Consider the following 16,395-nt stretch of genomic DNA (forward strand, 5'->3'; position numbering starts at 1 on the left):
GGCCACGTGAAGCTCGACACATCGTGTCGTGGTTTCGCTTGGTGCGTGGCGTTTCAGGGGGTGGGCCGACACGGACCGGAGTTGACACGGTACTGCGCGGGCGGACTAAGTTAGGTGCGCCTTACTAAGGTTTACCTAACAACTTCTTCGGGAGATCTGGATGCCGCAACCCGCGCGTCTGACTGCGCTGCCCGCCCCGGTACGCAGCCCGTTCACCTCGTGGCCGCTGGCCACGACCGTCTCCGATCCGGGCCGTGGGCCGCTGCCGGCCGGATCGCCTGCCGAGGTACTGCGGCGGACCGCCGACGTGCTGGGGGAGCCGCGCGTCCCCTCGACCGGTGTCGGCGAATCGGCGGCACTCGACCTGATCGCGGGTCTGCTGTCCGACCACGGGATCGACCTGAGCCACCCGCACGCCGCCGCCCACCTGCAGCCGCCGGTGTTGCAGGTCGCGGTCGACGCGGACGCGCTGGCGTCCGCGAGCAACGCCTCGATGGACACCTACGACTCCGGTCCGGCCACGCTGGCGATCGAGAAGTGGGTGGTCAAGGCGCTGGCCGGCCTGGCCGGATTCGGTCCGGACGCGGACGGCGTACTCACTCCCGGCGGCTCGATCTCGAACCTGCTGGCCGTCCTGATCGCGCGCGACAGCGCCGCCGCGGCTCTCGGCGTCGACGTCCGGCGCAACGGGCTGCAGGGGCTCGACCATCCGGTCGTGTTCTGCTCCGAGTTGGCGCACTTCTCGGTGCAGCGGGCCTGCGCCGCGCTCGGGCTCGGGGAGGACGCCGCGATCACGATCGCCGCCGACGAGAACTTCCGGATGCGCACCGACGTGCTGGCCGACGAGCTCGCCAAGCCGGGCCGGACGCCGGTCGCGGTGGTCGCCACGGCGGGTACGACGGACTACGGGACGGTCGACCCGATCGCGCCGATCGCCGCGCTGGCCCGGCAGTACGGCGCCTGGGTGCACGTCGACGCGGCGTACGGGTTCGGGGCGTTGTTCTCCGACCAGCTCGCGCCGCTGCTGGCCGACCTGGCGCACGCCGACTCGGTGACGCTGGACCTGCACAAGATCGGCTGGCAGCCGGCCGCGACCAGCGTGCTGCTGGTGGCCGACAGGAACCGGTTCGCGTCGTTCGGCCGGTCGGTCGACTACCTGAACCCGGCCGACGACATCGACTCCGGGCTGGACGGGCTCCTCGGCCGGAGCCTGCAGACCACCCGGCGCCCGGACGCGGTCAAAGTCGCCACCACCTTGACGGCATACGGCCGGGCCGGACTGGGCAGGATGCTCGACACCTGTCACGAGCTCGCGCACGCCGCCGCGGCCCGGGTCGTTGCCGACAGCAACCTCGAGTTGCTGGCGCCGGTGACCCTGACCACGGTGTTGTTCCGGGTCGCCGGGCAGGGGCTGGAGGCGGCCGCCGTGGACGCTCTCCAGGGTGAGGTCCGGCGCCGGTTGCTGACGTCGGGGCGGGTGCTGATCGGCCGGACGAAGCTGCCGGCCCGGGGCGGCCGTCCGGCGGCGGTCGCGTTGAAGCTGACGCTGCTGAACCCGAACGCCACCGCGTCGGACATCGAGGACCTGCTCGACCAGGTCGTGGCCACCGGCCTCGACGTCCGGGCAGGAAGTGGCGAAGGAGCGGCGTGACCTTACCGGCTGACACAGCAGTAGCTGCCCACCTGAACGCGATCCTGCGGTGCTACACCCGCGAGTCGGCCGTGCCGGTCGCGGTAGGACCGCTGACGTTCGAGGCCGGCGGGTCGACCGTGACCGCCCGGGTCGAGCACGCGTCCAGGACCGGCTTGCACCAGTTCACCGACGTACTCGTGGACGGGGTGCCGCCGGCGCCCGAGGAACTGGTCCGGGTGCTGTCCGCGGGCGCGGACGCGGGTGAGATCGAGGATCTCGCGGCCCGGACGGCGGAGTCGGTCCGCAACGTCGAGCTGTTCGTCGCGAAGGCGGACGGTGAACGCGGACCGGGTCGCTTCCTGGAGCTCGAGCAGGCACTGCTGTTCGGTCATCTGAACCACCCGGCACCGAAGAGCCGGGACGGGCTGAGCGGTGACGAGCTGGCGGCGTACTCGCCCGAGCTCGGCGGCCGCTTCGCGGTGCACTGGTTCGAAGCCGACGCCGAGCTGGTGTCGTCGGACCAGGTGGCCGGCGCGCCCTCGCTGCAGGGACTGGACGCCTTGCAGTTGATGGGCGCGCTGGCCGGCATTACGCCGTCCGCCGGCCGGGTGCTGATCCCGGCGCACCCCTGGCAGGCCGCAGCGGTCGCGCAGCGCCCGCGCGTGGCCGAGCTGATCTCCGCGGGACGCGTGAAGGCGCTCGGCCCGCAGGGTGCGCAGTGGTATCCGACCTCGAGCCTGCGGACCGTCTACCACCCCGACCTGCCGGTGATGCTCAAGCTCTCGCTCGGCCTGCGAATCACGAACTCCCGGCGCGAGTCCACGCCGACCGAGCTGCGCCGCGGCCTGGAGATCAACCGGTTGCTGGACGCGGCGTACAACGCCGGTACGGCGACCGCGCACCCGCGGTTCACCATCGTCCGGGATCCGGCGTGGGTGGCCCTCGACGAGGGCGGCCCGACGCTGACCGGGCTGGACGTCGCCGTCCGCGAGGTGCCCGCCGACGTCGACAGCTACGCGTGCCTGGCCGGTCTGGTCGCGCCGCGGCCGGGTGGGATCAGCCGCTTGAGCGAGTACGCCGCGGACGACCCGGCCGGCTGGGTCGCGACGTACATCGGCAGTGTGCTGATCCCGATGCTGCACCTGTACGCCGAGACCGGCATCGGACTCGAGGCACACCAGCAGAACACGCTGGTCCGGCTGGACGGGGCCGGCCGGATCAAGGGCGGGGCGTACCGCGACAACCAGGGGTACTACCTGGCGTCGTCGTACCTGCGGGGTCTGCTCGCGGTGACCGGCTTGCGGGACTCGACGCTCGCAGTTGTCGATGATCCGATTGTCGACGATCGACTGACGTACTACCTGCTGCACAACCAGGCGCTCGCGGTGGTCGGCTGTCTCGCGTACGACGGCGTCGGTGACGAGTCCGAGTTGCTGAGCGTGGTGCGGGATCGGCTGACCCTGGCCCTGCCGCTGTTGAAGTCCGCCGGACCTGATGGCGATCGGCTGGCGCGGCGGTGGCTGGAGTCGGAGACGCTGCCCTGCAAGGCGAACATGCTGACGCGGCTGCGCGGCATCGACGAGGTGGTCGCGCCGCTCGACGCCCAGTCGGTCTATCTCGACATCCCGAACCCGCTGCGATGAGGTGCGACGTCGGCCCGATGCTGCACCTGGACAACGGCTTCGACCTCCGGCCCGCGGGCGCTGAGGACGCTGCCAGAATCGCGTTCTGGATGGCGCAGCCCCACATTCGCCGCTGGTGGCACCAGGACTGGTCGGTCGAGCGATGGGCGGAGGAGCTCAGCGAGCAGTCGGCGGGGGAGCACTCGACTCCGTGCGTGGTCTCGGTCGACTCCGTGGAAGTCGGGTACGTCGAGCTCTACCGGGTCAGGCACGACCGGCTGGCCGACTACTACGCCTGCGACGACCACGACTGGGGAGTCCACGTCGCCATCGGTGACGTGACCCGGGTCGGCCGTGGGCTGGGGCGTCAACTGCTGAGCGCACTCGCCGACGCCCTGCTCGCGTCCGACCCGGACTGCCGTCGGGTCGTCGCCGAGCCCGACATCGACAACACGCCGTCCGTCCGCGCGTTCGCCGCGGCCGGGTTCGTCAGGCAGGGAGAGCTACAGCTCCCCGAGAAGACCGCACTACTGATGGTCCGCACCCGGACCGTGGAGGCATGACATGAGCACCGCCCCTTACGACGTGATCGCGATCGGCTGCGGGCCGTTCAACCTCGGACTGGCCGCGCTGGCCGACGGCGTGGACGACGTACGCCTCGCGGTGCTGGACAGCCGCCCGGAGTTCACCTGGCACCGCGGGCTGATGTTCGACGACGCGATGCTGCAGGTCTCGTTCCTGGCCGACCTGGTCAGCCTGGTCGAGCCGGCGCATCCGCTGTCGTTCCTGTCGTACCTGCGCGACAACGACCGGTTGTACCAGTTCTACGTGCGGGAGAAGTTCCACCCGACCCGGCGTGAGTACGAGGCCTACCTGCGCTGGTGCGCCGCGCAGTTGGACTCGTTGCACTTCGGTCACCACGTCGCCGAGGTCTCCTGGGACGGTTCGCTGTTCCAGCTGACCGTGGAGCGCGGTGACTCGACGGAGACGTTCACGGCTCGGCACCTGGTCGTCGGGGTGGGCACCGAGCCCGCCGTACCGGCTGCACTCGCCGGACTGCCGGAGGAGCGCTTCCTGCACTCCGCGGACTACCTGTTCCGTCGCGACGACCTCCTGCGTGCCGGTCGGGTCACCGTCGTCGGGTCGGGTCAGTCGGGTGCTGAGTGCGCGCTCGACCTGCTGCGCGCGAACGCCGCCGGTGGCCCTGCCGTCTCCTGGCTGACTCGTACGCCGTCCTTCGCACCGCTGGACTACTCGAAGCTGGTGCTGGAGATGACGACGCCGTCGTACGTCGACTACTTCCACGCACTGGAGGAGCCGACGCGCGACAAGCTGGTCAAGGAGCAGTGGCGGCACTACAAGGGCATCTCGTCGGACACCCTGGACGACATCCACGACGTGCTCTACCGGCGCGACCTCGGCGCCGAACCGGTCGCACCGGTCGAGCTGCAATGCGGTGTGGCCGTCACGTCCGCCGTGGCTCGCGCGGACGGGATCGAGATGACCTTGCTGCACACGGACAGCGGCAAGACCTTCCAGCACCTGACCGACGCCGTGGTCGCCGCCACCGGGTACCGCAACCGCCCGCTGCCCTTCCTGGCATCACTCGACGACCAGATCCGACGTGACGCGTCCGGGCGCTGGCTGATCAGTCGCAACCACAGCGTCGAGACCACCGACGAGCTGACCGGGCGCTTGTTCGTCTCCAACGCAGACCTGCACAGCCACGGTGTCGCCGCACCGGACCTCGGGATCGGGGCCATCCGCAACGCCACCATCCTGAACGCGGTCGCCGGCCGCGAGGTGTTCCGGCTGCCGAAGTCCACCGCCTTCACGAGCTTCAGCATCCCCGGATGAGTGTCTGGACCCAGTGTTCGTCGGAGCTGCTGGCGAAGCTGATCTCCCAGTTCTGCACGGAGAACCTGCTGCAGCCGGTCGACAATCGACTGGATCTCGGTGCGGTGTCCTACACGTTCACCGCGACCCGGGGCGCCTTCGGGAGCTGGCGGGTCGTCCCCGGCACCGTACGACGTACCACGGCCGGGATCCTGGGCAACGACGAGAGCGAGGTCGCTGTCGACCCGGTGCAGTTCCTCGTCGACGCGTCCGACGTACTGGGGTTGGACGGGTCGACGGTCGCTGGGTACGTCGCCGAACTGGCGAGCACGTTGGCGGCCGACGTACGGATGGCGTCCACGGCCGTGGACCGCGCTGAGCTGCTTGGGATGCATCACAGTCGGCTGGAAGGGCATCTGATCGGGCATCCGTTGCTGGTGGCCAACAAGGGGCGGCTCGGGTTCTCCGCTTCGGACAGCGAGCGCTACGCACCTGAGGCCCGGACCCCGGTCCGGCTGGTGTGGCTCGCCGTACGGCGTGGGCTCGCGGAGTTCCGTGGAACGCCTGATCTCTCCGAGCATTCGGTCATCCACCGCTCGCTTGATCCTGCTGACGTGGAGGCCTTTCGCGCCCGTCTGGACGACCCGGACACGTACGTCTGGCTCCCGTGCCACCCCTGGCAACTGGACCACGTCATCCGCACGCAGTGGGCCCGCGAACTCGCGACCGGCGAGATCGTCGTCCTCGGCGAAGGCTCGGACGACTACCTTCCAACCCAATCGATCCGGACCATGGTGAACGTCACCCGCTCCGATCGTTACCAGGTGAAGTTGCCGCTCAAGATCCTGAACACCTCGGTCTACCGCGGCATCCCGGAACACTGCACGCTGGCCGCCCCGATGATCACCCAGTGGCTGCGCGGCCTGTGGGACCGCGACGAGGTGCTCGGCCGGCTCGGCGCCGAACTCCTCGGCGAGGTCGCGTCCGTCACCGTGCGGCATCCGCAACTGTCGAGCGCGCCCGGCATCCCGTACCAGTGGACCGAGACGCTCGGCTGCATCTGGCGCGACCCACTCGACCCACGGCTGCACCCGAACGAGTCCGCTTGGGCGCTGGCCGCCGTACTGCACACCACGCCTGAAGGTCCGCTCGTCCAGGCGTTCATCGAGAAGTCCGGCGCGTCACCTCGCGAGTGGGTGTCGCACCTCCTGTCCGCGGTGTTGCGCCCGCTTCTCCACCTCATGCACCACTACGGCATCACCGTGAACCCGCACGGCGAGAACCTGGCCGTTATCTGCGGCCCGGAAGGCCTCCCCGCCCGCGTCGTCGTCAAAGACCTCGTGGACGACATCAACGTCTCCACCGATCCTGTCGATGCCCGGGGCATCGAACCCGACTCCCACACCCGGGTCCTGCCCCGGAAGCCCTGGCACATCCTCCGCCAGTACCTCGTCGACGCCCTCCTCCTCGGCGTCCTCAACCCCCTCGCCAACCTCCTCGAAGAAGCCGACCTCCTCCAGCCCACCGACTTCTGGGGCCTGGTCCGCGGCGAGATCGAGCTCTACACCGAGACCTTCCCCCAGCACGCCGCCCGCCTCGAAGCCACCGCCCTCCTCGCCGAAACCTTCGCCCGCTACCCCCTCAACGGCTACCGCCTAACCCTCGGCTACGCGGACCTGGATACCAGACCACCCATCCCGAGTACTGGCAAACTTTCCAATCCGATATCAACCGTGACCCCGTTGATGCCAGCGCGTTCTTGGTAGCAATAGTGTTCGCCTACCGAGCAGTCGGCTCGGGGCGGGGGACTCCAGGCACGAGATCGGCATGCGAGGTAGCCCATGCTCGCCATGCGAGATGGAGCGGGGAATGGCTCATGGCCAGGGCGTGTTGTCGGCGCCTCAAACGTTCGTTGCGGCTCAGATCGACGCCTGCGTTGCCGCCATCAAACAACAGGTCATCAAAGAAGCTGACAAAATAGGCATCTCCGCAAAGGAACTGGAGCGACAGTTACGCCTACACCTCCCCGCGGTCGAACCTGCGCTTCTCCATCCGTCGCGCCACCAGGATGCCTACGACAAGGTCCTTCCGATCGCCTTGGCCCGCGCGATGGCAATCCAGCGCGAGCAAGGGTTGATCGCAGACTCCGCGCAACTGCGACTGCTTCAAGGTGCCGACTACTGGTGCCGACGGGGTTTTTGGCTGGAGGCTGCAGATGCCCCACCGTTGCTGCTGAGATTCGAGCGGCTCAAGCCAAGTATCGGATTTCATTACCAGGCAGAGATGCACTACCTCAGAGCTCTGCGGGGCGATACGCACCTCCATTTTGGCCTCTTTCTGCCTGGTGCGGAGTCACCGATCGCGTACATCGCTCTCTCGCGATGTGACCGGCCGTACATGATCGACGGACTCCCGTTGAGCGGCTATGAAGCCGACGAGGTCGTCGTTCTGACTCGCATGTACGGGCTGCCTGGTCTGCCTGCCAACGTGATGAGTTTGATGACCAAGCATGTGATTCGTGCGGTGCGCGAGGCCAGTCGTGCTCGTGTCATGCTCACGGCATACAACCCGTTGCTCGGATTCACCGGCAGTGTCTATCGTGCGTCCGGGTTTCGCGAGTTCGCCGCCGCGCCCGTCTGCTACGGGTACGACGACCGCGGTCACTACACAACCCGTCGGCTGGCTACAAGCACGCGACTCTCCGATGTCGAGACACCGCCGAACATGTTGATGGCACGGGGTTTGGACCGGGTGACACAGGCAGAGTTGACCGCAGGGAGCGCCGTCGTTCGGATCTCCGACCATGACTACTGGTGCAACGTCCTCGTCGCCGGCCGAACAGACCATTTGGAGGCAACGCTCGAGCGGCTCATACGTTCGCTGAAGTCCGCATGGTCAGACGAACGCAATGAATGCTGGTCGGAGCGGTGCAACGGACAGTGTGACGTGAGTTCGGTGTGGATCGTGCGTGAACTCAAACGTCTGCATCAGATCCAGGCGATGTTTTGTTATGGCACTGTGTTCTGGTCCGAACCGGAGGTGGAGTATCAGCACTGTCATTCCTGGGTAGAAATCATGACAGGTGAAGACACCCGACTGGTGATCGACGTAGCTCGCCAGTTTCACCATGCGTCCGGAGGTCAGCCTGGCATGTGCAAGGACCATCGGTTGCTGGCGAACTGGGGAATCCAGTACGAGGCGGTCGAGCGACTGACGATCGACCAACTGCCTACGCACCAAAAGGTTTGGTCCCGATTTGAGGTCCTGGATGATGCGCTGCACCGACGGCAAGGAGTGACCCACGATTCTGTGAGCTGAGGCTGCGGCCGACCTCGGCGCACCGGGGAGGGGGACCAGTGAAAAGTCTCATGCTGCTCTCATCTGATGACCGTCAGCGCTACGCCGAGGATATCCAGACCGTACTGGCTGCGCCGGAAGGAACGATCGTTCAATTCCGGTATCGCGAGCGGTGGGTGGAACCGGCGCTCCAGCGTGCCGTGCCTAGCCGCAAGGCCGAGCGTCTGCCGGCTGTACTGGGCTTCGTGGCCAGCGGGAGCGACCCTTTCATCCTGCCGGTCCGGTACGCGACGGTCGCGAGGGCCGAGTGCATCGCCGATATGTTCATTTTCAAACTGCGCCTCGGCGGCTATGTGAATCTTCAACACGAATATCCGCTGTCGTTGCAGGACATCGTCGCCAAGAGCAGGACAACCGTCAGCCAGCTGATGATGAACGAGAACTCGCGGTTCTACCCCGCCACCTCGTCCTTTCCGCAGATGCCGGAAGAGGTCACTGACGATGGTCCTGAGCGGTGGCTCGCCACCGCGCGGCGGCTCGCTCTCCATCCGACGTTCGAGAACTCGTACTTTCTCAGGGTCGCACCGTTCGAGACCAAGCAGAACAAGAAGCTGCGGTTCGACGACGAGGGCCGGATCAGGACGGTCGATGGTCAGTCCCTGCGGATCGATACGAACATCTTCGGGGAGAAGTACGCGCCGAAGGCCGAATTCAAGCTGACCTGCACGACAGGCGGCACCAACATTCGGGTGGCCTCCGACGACGTCTACCGGGTCGCGCTCAGGTACGACTCGGTCGAGTTCTGGCTGCATCCAGCCGCGCAGAACTTCGACACGCTCTCGGGGGTCAAGATCAGTCTGGCGAGCGAAAGGAACGGCGCCACCACGATCCCGGCGCACGTTCGCCTTCCACTCGTCGTGAACCGGTCGAAGTCGCGCACCCTGCGGCGGTGGTCCGCGGCCAGCGCGGGCGCAGTTCTGGTGGCGTTGCCGGCGATCCTTGGGGAGGACTCTCCGCTGTCGCTCCGGATCGCGGCAGCTCTCGTTGGGGCTGGGTTGTTGGCTTTGAGTGGGGCTGTGCTCAGTTCACCGAGGTAGTTGTCGGGGGACCGTGGCGCCATAGTTGGAGGTCTTCGTCTATGCGGATGGCGAGGCTGAGGAGGTTGGTTTCGCGTTCGGGGAGGGTGGCGAGGGAGAGGCCTACGGGGAGGGAGCGGGCGTCGAGGCCGGCGGGGACGCTGAGGGCGGGGAAGTCGGCGATGGACCAGGGGACCGAGAGGCGGATGCGGGGGCCTTTGGGCGGGCGGGAGTGGTCGATCAGCGGGGGAGCGGCGTCGATGGTGGGATGGGCGAGCGCGTCGAGGCGGTGGGACTCCATCAGCCGGCGCCAGTCGCGGGTCCACTGGGCGCGGAGGCGGAGGGCTTCGTCGTAGCGCTGGCGGCTGATGCGTTCGCCTTTGCGGACGCGTTCGCGGACCTGCGGGGTGTAGAGGTGGCTGTGGGGGACCAGCGCGTCGTGGATCTGGTGGGCCTCGGACTCGTTGATGGTGTCGAACACGCCGGTGGACTTTTCCAGCACGCGCTTGGCATTCGGCGGGTTCTCGATCTCGACGAGTTCGGCGCCCAGGGCGACCAGTAGGTCGAGGGCTTCTCGGCAGACGACCGCGATCCGCTCGTCGACGTTCTCCCAGGACATCTCGATCGGCAGACCGATGCGGGTGCCGGTGAGGTCGCGGGGTGGTTCCAGCGGGTACGGCGGCGCCGACTCATCCAGCGTGGCCGGGTCGCGGGGGTCGTGGCCGGCCAGGACGCGCATCAGGATCGAGATGTCGAGCATCCGGCGAGCCATCGGGCCGGCGACGTCGAACGACGGGCTCAACGGGATCACGCCGTACCGGGAGATGCGGCCGCGGGCGCTGCGGAGAGTGGAGACGCCGCACGCGGCGGCCGGGATGCGCAGTGAGCCGCCGGTGTCGGTGCCGGTCGCGATCGGGACCATCCGGCCTGCGAGCGCGGCCGCGGATCCGCCGGACGATCCACCCGGGGTACGACGGATGTCCCACGGGTTGGCCGTCGGAGTGGACGCCGTACCGTAGGCGAACTCGTGTGTGGTGGTCTTCCCGAGAAGGCCCGCACCGGCGGCCGCGAGACGTTCCCAGACGGCCGCGTCCTCGGCAGGCACGTAACTCGCGAACACCTGGCTGCCGGCCGTGGTGAGCACTCCCTTGGTGAGGAAGACGTCCTTCACCGCGACGGGTACGCCGGCCAGTGCGCCGACCGGCTCGCCCGCCGCACGAGCCTCGTCGGCGCGGTCCGCGGCCTCGAGAGCGAGGTCGGGGGTCCGGGTGACGAAGGCGCGGACCGCGGGCTCGGCCAGGTCGATCCGGCGCAGGCAGTCCTCGACGAGTTCGCGCGCGGAGAGGGTGCGTTGCTCCAGCAAAGGGAGCACCTCGGTCAGGCTGAGATCCGCGGCGGAGTCACTCACATCCGCGAGCCTACGAAAAAACACCCGCCCGGGGAGTCCCGGGCGGGTGTCGAGTAGTACGGGTGATGCGGTGGTGTTCAGCGTCCCATCGCGGTGGCGACGTTGTAGAGGCCGAAGCAGAAGACCATGACCACTCCGAAGAGCAGAATGAACAGAATCTGTTTCCAGAAGGAGATCAGGAGTATCGCACTGGCCAGCACGACGATGGTCGCGACGAATTCGTTGGGAGGCATGGCGTTTCCTCTTTTCCTTCGGTTCACTTCCCTTGGGTGCTTGTCTTTCGCCGCTCCTGGGTTAGAGTGAGTCGGCGGTCCGGCGTTACTGGTTACGCTTTCAGTGAACGTCACGACAATCGGTTGTCAATCCAGAAAAATTGGCATCGCCCTCTTTGTCCGGACATGATTTTGGCAGCGCGGTCCGGAGCCCTGGCAGCCGCTTTGGCGGCCGTGGCGATACGCTGGCAGGCGTCGGCGTACCCTTTTCTGCCAGTTGGCAGTTCCGGCGTGCCAACTGGCAGCAGTTGGCAGTTCCGGACGCAACACGCCGCCAAAACACGTCATGCCGGGAAGTTGCGAGGACTCGGCAACCGTCCGCTAGCATTCTTCGCGTGGTGATCAGCGCCGTCGAGCCGACGGTTCCAGCGGTCGTCCCGCCGCTCCCAGTCCCCGTAGAACCAGCAGTTCCCGTGACGCCCGTGGTGGCCCGACTTTCGCTGGATGATTGCCGAAGGCACGCACCGGACTTCGCCGGCCTGCTGGCCGGAGCCGCGGGCCGGTACGACGTTCCCGGCCGCGCCCTGAGTGTCCGGACGCTGCTTCACCTGCCGCGGACGACCCGGCCGAACGGGACCGTCAGCCGGAATGCCGTCATCGGCGAGCTGAAACGCAATGCGATCCGGTTGCGCGCCGACCAGAAGGCGATCGACAGCCTGATTCCGAAAGACGAGTTCCCGCTGTCCGACCTGCGTTTCGTGCGCCTGGGGAACAGTCAGGCCGATCAGATCTTCAGCCGGCTGCATTACCTGCGAAGTGCGCGCGAAGGCTCGGTGAACTTCGCGCTGGTGGACCCGGTGAACAGGCTTCCGGTGACGTTGTGCAGTGTCACCCCGCTGGAATGGATGCGGGTCGGACGGCAGTTGCAGTCGCAGTTCGGCGTACCACTCGGAGCGGCCTGGGACGTATCCCGGGTCTATTCCTTCGACGTGGCGCCGCCGAATGCGATCTCCTTTCTGCTGGCAAAGGTGCGGCAGGTGATCCGGCGCGAGATTCCGTCGGTCCAGTTGCTCACCACCGCGGTCGACCCGAACCTGGGCTTCGTCGGGGCGAGCTACCGGGCGGCCAACTGGCAGCAATGGATGTCGATCGAGGCGCGGCCCTACCTGTACGTCGACGGAATCTACGCGAGCCCGCGGCAGTTGCGGACCCGCTTCGGCGGGGCGAACCTGGTCGAGCTGCGGGCGGCCAATCCGCGCGGGCGCTTCGAGCAGAGCCGGGCGAAGCTGCTCGACTCGGTGATCTACTGCTGCCGCCTGCGCGGCGAGACCGAGGTCGTCCCCGAGGAGAACCAGCGCCGCCTCCGCCGCTGACCCTGTGGGAGGTTGGCAGACGCCGGCGCGAGGCTCAGACCAGGCCCCCGCCGTTCACCGTGAACGGCGAGCGGGCGAGCAGTGCGTCGATGCGCTGGCGGTCGGGCATCGAGTTGGACAGCGGGAAGTCGGCCGTCGCGCAGGACATCGCCGCGGCGGCCCACAGCGCCACCTGCCCGGAGAACTTGCGGTCGTTGTCGATCAGCTTCGCCGCGAGCGCCGCGCAGAACGCGTCCCGGGCAGCCGACGCCTCCTTGTAGATCGACGGGATCGTCGGCACGCTGATGACGTCGTGCGCCGGGCCGGAGTACACGGTGCAGCCGCCGTTGACCAGCAGGCAGAGCGTCTCGACGCCGAAGGCGAGCAGGTTCCGCGCGACTGGGTCGGGGTCGAACGGGCCGTACCCCTGGGACGCGAAGCTTCCCAGCTCCCAGGGATGCGCGACCAGGTAGTCGATTAGTCCGAACGTGTCCCGGGAGATGCGCTCGTCGACGTACGGCTGACCTGGCGTCACGATGCTGAGCGGCCTTTTCGACGGATCGCGATGGGCGACCGCGAGGGTCCGTTGCATGGCCTCCCGCGGGACCTCGAAGGTGAGCAGCAGCGCGTCGCAGCCGGCCAACTGCTCGGCTCGTTCGTCGATGTCCTCGGGCGCGAGGTACACCTCGTTCTGGTTCCGCCAGTTGACCGCGATGCTGTCGCCGAGCTCCTTCTCGAACACTCCGGTGAACGGCGTACGGCGCCCGCGCACCCGCTTCACCAGGGACGTGTCGACGCCCTCGTCGCGCAGGTGCTGGAGGATCTCCTCGCCGAAGCGGTCGTCGGTGATCGCGGCGACGAGTGACGTGTGGAAGCCGAGGCGCGCCGCCGCGACCGCCTGGTTCAGCCCCTTGCCACCGGGGGAGAGGTCGAAGCTGTAGGCCTCGCTCGACGTCTCCGGGGCGGGCAGCGTCTTGGTCCGGAAGGTCGCGTCCATGACTGCTCCGCCGACCACGATCACCCGGCCGGCCGGGGTCACGTCGGGCGGCGGAACCGCGTCGAGCATCACCACCGTCTTCGAGCCGACGGAATAGATGTCGCGGCGGATGAGCTGGTTGGCGAGCTCCCGCAGTACGGCGGGCTCCGTCGTACCCCGGAGGGCGCGGTCGCTCGGCGCCTCGGGCGGCTGGTGCCCGATGACCTCGTGCAGCCGGTGCCAGTGGTTGAGCAGAGTCTCGCGCCGGCGGCCGAGCGAGGTGCTGTAGAGCGAACGGGTGATGCGCTCGTCGAGCCCGGCGTGCGTGTGCGTATCGGTGTGCAGGCCGAGCGCCAGGATCGCGTCCGCGACGATCTGCTGGGTGCCGTGCAGATCGTCGCGGACGCAGTTGGCGACCAGGTCGAACGCGGCCGAGGCGACGTCGAGCTCGTGCACGGTGGCGAACCGGCGGGTCGCGGCCAGCTCCATCAGCGGCGCCGCGATCCCGGTCCGGTTCGCGTGCAGCCGGGCGACGGTCAGGCCGTCATGGGTCCGCAGCTTCTCGAGCACACTGGCGAGCAGCAGCACGTCCGCCGTCTGCTTGTCGCTGCGGTTGGTCATCCGGCCCCCGGGTCGCGTTTCTCCTCGAACCAAGTATGCGGATCGTAGGGCCACGGAGGAAACCGGCTGCGCGCGTCATCGCAGTGCCGACAACCAGCGCGCCGCTTGTTTGGCCTGGGCCAGCCGGCGTTCGTACGTCGCTCCGACGGCGAGCAGCACCGCGCCCGCGGCACCGAGGGTGATCCACCGCGGGATCAGCGGGGCCACCTCGAGGAACTGCCAGACGCCGACCTTGGCGAGGACGGCGGCGCCGACGACGAACGGCGCCTGGAGACCGAGCTGGGCGCCGAGCACGATCACGGCCACGGCCACGACCACCACGCAGGTGACCCGGATCCAGCCATCGTTGCCGTTGGCAATCAATGCCGACGGCACCAGGCCGATCAGCAGGCCCGGCCCGAGATAGATCCAGCTCGGCTGGTCGCGCCAGGCCAGCACGCCGATCGCGAGCATGACGACGGCCGGCGGCACGGTGAACCACTCGATCGTCGTTCCGCCGGCCGCCAGCACGAACGCGGTGTTCGCGACGATCAGCAGCAGCCCCGCGACCAGCAGGGCGACCCGGCGGGCCGGATTCATCCCGTAGGCGATCAGCGGCGCGGCGGCGATGGTCAGCACGGTTCCGGTGCCGGCGTCCGCGGACACCAGCACGGCGATGGTCTCGGCGATCAGGACGGCGACCGCCGACGAGCCGATCAGCACCCGCTCCAGCGGCCGCCCGACGTACCGGGTGGCCAGGCCGATGCCGCAGGCGCCGATCACGGCGAGGCTGATCGCGCCGGCCCACAGGCCGATGAACCCGTCGATGGTGAACAGGACGACGGCGAACTGCGCGCTCAGACTCGCGACCCCCGCGGCCGGTACTGCGTCGACCACCGCGCGGACGGCGGCGAGGACAGCCAGTACGGCGACGATCCCGGCGATGAACCCGAGCTGCCGGACGTCGGCGAGCCACAGGCAGAAGAACAGGTTGACCGAGGCAACGGTCGTGGTCGCGGCGAGCAGCACCAACGAGACCATGCCGGTACGGCGGCCGCGCAGGATCACCGCGATCGCGAGGGCGGTGGCCACGCCGGTCGTCAACCACCGGCCCGGTCCGGGCACCTGCGGGAGGCACGTCGCGACCGCGAAGCCGGCCGCCACCGCGCAGGCCGCCTCGCCGATGCCCGGCGGGTCCAGCAGCGGTCGCTTGCGGAGAATCAGGATGCCGGTGATCGCGGCGACGCAGACGACGGCGGTGGTGGCGATCACTGTGGTGAGCTCCGTCGACGTGAACGACGTACCGGCGAAGTCGCGGTAGTCGGCGGAGTACTTGGTCAACAGGCCGAGCAACGTGCGCACCATGCCGGTGACGAGGATGCCGGTGAACACGACGGTCGAGGTGAGGGCGCCGGTACGACGGACGAGCGCCGTACCTCGCGCGGACAGGACGAGCGTGGCGACGACCTGGGCGAGCAGGGCCGCGAGCAGCCACGGGAGGCTGACGCGGTCGATCAGGATCAGTGGCAAGGGCAACTGTCCCGCGACCACGGTGGTGACGCCGTACGTGACCACCTTAGGCGCCAGGCGCGTCATCAGGAGGTTGACCAGGGCAACGGCACCGAACACGATCGCGCTGTAGGTGAGGCCGTCGACGGAGTCCGCCGGGATCAGTCCGAGAGCGCGGGCGCCGTACAGGTCGACGGTGAGCAGGCCGCAGCCGAGGATGGCGAGTGCTTCGGCCGAGGCGGCGAGGGAGTGCCGGGTCGCCGGGACGGAGCCGGCGAAGGCCAAGGCGGCGAGGGTGCCGATGATGCCGGCCTGCAAGGCGACGGGGAGGCTGTCCCAGTTGACCGCGAGGAAGGTGACACCCGCCGCGAGCAGCAGGAGTACGCCGAGGCTGAGCAGGGTGGCCTGTGGGCTGAGCCGCCGGCGCGGTGGGGCTGGACGGCGCTCGGGCTCGGGCGGTGCGGGCATCGGCTGGAAGGTCGCAGCCGGCTGGCGAACTGGCCGCGGTCGCGGCGCGGGCGGCGGTGACGGAGGTGGGGCGATGCCTCGTGCGGGCGGAGCCGGGTAGACCGGCGCAGGAGGCAACAGCGGCGGCGGCGCCGGGCGGGACTGCGGCGGCCGGGATGCCGGGTGGGACTGTGGAGGCGGGGCTGCCCGGTGGGGCTGTGGAGGCGGGGGTGCCGGGTAGGACTGTGGTGGCGTCGGGTAGGGCTGGGGCGGCGGCGCCGGTCTGGGGGCGGGTTCGACGGTGAGGTGTAGCAGCGTGTGACAGGACGGGCACGGGAACGGGGCGGCAACAGGTGCGTTCATGACATTCCTCCTGAGTCTCACCTCACTCTCGCGTCGAGGAACGGGCGCCCGCGTGAGTACGTCT

Annotated in this window: 12 protein-coding genes; 8 read left to right on the forward strand and 4 right to left on the reverse strand. The window is 68.5% G+C overall.

Translation table 11 applies throughout. The features are described 5' to 3' along the window. The first annotated feature begins 160 nt into the window (after window positions 1-160). The 7 genes from ACQPYZ_RS15545 (at window position 161) to ACQPYZ_RS15575 (ending at window position 9,485) form a co-directional block, all read left to right on the forward strand. Window positions 161-1,651, forward strand: coding sequence for a pyridoxal phosphate-dependent decarboxylase family protein (locus tag ACQPYZ_RS15545; RefSeq protein ID WP_433168742.1), 1,491 nt, complete (start codon window positions 161-163; stop codon window positions 1,649-1,651). Further along, window positions 1,648-3,276, forward strand: coding sequence for an IucA/IucC family protein (locus ACQPYZ_RS15550; RefSeq protein WP_433168744.1), 1,629 nt, complete (start codon window positions 1,648-1,650; stop codon window positions 3,274-3,276). The genes ACQPYZ_RS15545 and ACQPYZ_RS15550 overlap by 4 nt, the downstream gene beginning before the upstream one ends. Beyond that, window positions 3,273-3,818: a GNAT family N-acetyltransferase gene (locus tag ACQPYZ_RS15555; RefSeq protein ID WP_433168746.1), complete on the forward strand. Its 546-nt coding sequence runs from the start codon at window positions 3,273-3,275 to the stop codon at window positions 3,816-3,818. Before ACQPYZ_RS15550 ends, ACQPYZ_RS15555 begins: the two co-directional genes overlap by 4 nt. Before the next feature lies 1 nt (window position 3,819). Further along, window positions 3,820-5,112 carry a lysine N(6)-hydroxylase/L-ornithine N(5)-oxygenase family protein gene (locus tag ACQPYZ_RS15560; RefSeq protein ID WP_433168748.1) on the forward strand — a complete coding sequence of 431 codons (1,293 nt, stop codon included), beginning with the start codon at window positions 3,820-3,822 and terminating at the stop codon, window positions 5,110-5,112. Next, entirely contained in the window at window positions 5,109-6,857 is a 1,749-nt protein-coding gene (locus ACQPYZ_RS15565) for an IucA/IucC family protein (RefSeq protein ID WP_433168750.1), read from the forward strand. Before ACQPYZ_RS15560 ends, ACQPYZ_RS15565 begins: the two co-directional genes overlap by 4 nt. 103 nt (window positions 6,858-6,960) lie before the next feature. After that, window positions 6,961-8,409: a hypothetical protein gene (locus tag ACQPYZ_RS15570; RefSeq protein ID WP_433168751.1), complete on the forward strand. Its 1,449-nt coding sequence runs from the start codon at window positions 6,961-6,963 to the stop codon at window positions 8,407-8,409. Between the two features lie 38 nt (window positions 8,410-8,447). After that, window positions 8,448-9,485 carry a hypothetical protein gene (locus ACQPYZ_RS15575; RefSeq protein WP_433168753.1) on the forward strand — a complete coding sequence of 346 codons (1,038 nt, stop codon included), beginning with the start codon at window positions 8,448-8,450 and terminating at the stop codon, window positions 9,483-9,485. On the opposite strand, the gene ACQPYZ_RS15580 is transcribed toward ACQPYZ_RS15575, so the two are convergent. Next, a complete protein-coding gene (locus tag ACQPYZ_RS15580; protein WP_433168755.1) occupies window positions 9,469-10,872 on the reverse strand; it encodes an amidase in 1,404 nt (467 codons plus the stop codon). The genes ACQPYZ_RS15575 and ACQPYZ_RS15580 overlap by 17 nt on opposite strands. Before the next feature lie 77 nt (window positions 10,873-10,949). After that, window positions 10,950-11,105: a hypothetical protein gene (locus ACQPYZ_RS15585; RefSeq protein ID WP_158290890.1), complete on the reverse strand. Its 156-nt coding sequence runs from the start codon at window positions 11,103-11,105 to the stop codon at window positions 10,950-10,952. A 461-nt stretch (window positions 11,106-11,566) separates the two neighbouring features. Here ACQPYZ_RS15585 and ACQPYZ_RS15590 point away from each other — a divergent pair, with 461 nt between their 5' ends. Beyond that, the gene (locus ACQPYZ_RS15590) at window positions 11,567-12,457 is read left to right on the forward strand and encodes a hypothetical protein (RefSeq protein ID WP_433168757.1); all 891 of its coding nucleotides are present in this window, start codon (window positions 11,567-11,569) and stop codon (window positions 12,455-12,457) included. 34 nt (window positions 12,458-12,491) lie between these two features. Here ACQPYZ_RS15590 and ACQPYZ_RS15595 read toward each other — a convergent pair whose 3' ends face one another. Continuing rightward, a complete protein-coding gene (locus ACQPYZ_RS15595) occupies window positions 12,492-14,033 on the reverse strand; it encodes a PfkB family carbohydrate kinase (RefSeq protein WP_433168759.1) in 1,542 nt (513 codons plus the stop codon). A 75-nt stretch (window positions 14,034-14,108) separates the two neighbouring features. Then, window positions 14,109-15,989 (reverse strand): SCO7613 C-terminal domain-containing membrane protein, encoded by a 1,881-nt coding sequence (locus tag ACQPYZ_RS15600; RefSeq protein ID WP_433168761.1) that lies wholly within the window; start codon window positions 15,987-15,989, stop codon window positions 14,109-14,111. Between the last annotated feature and the right edge of the window lie 406 nt (window positions 15,990-16,395).

Origin of the sequence: Kribbella sp. CA-247076 (genome assembly GCF_050942445.1) — a bacterium.
Classification (GTDB): Bacteria; Actinomycetota; Actinomycetes; order Propionibacteriales; family Kribbellaceae; genus Kribbella.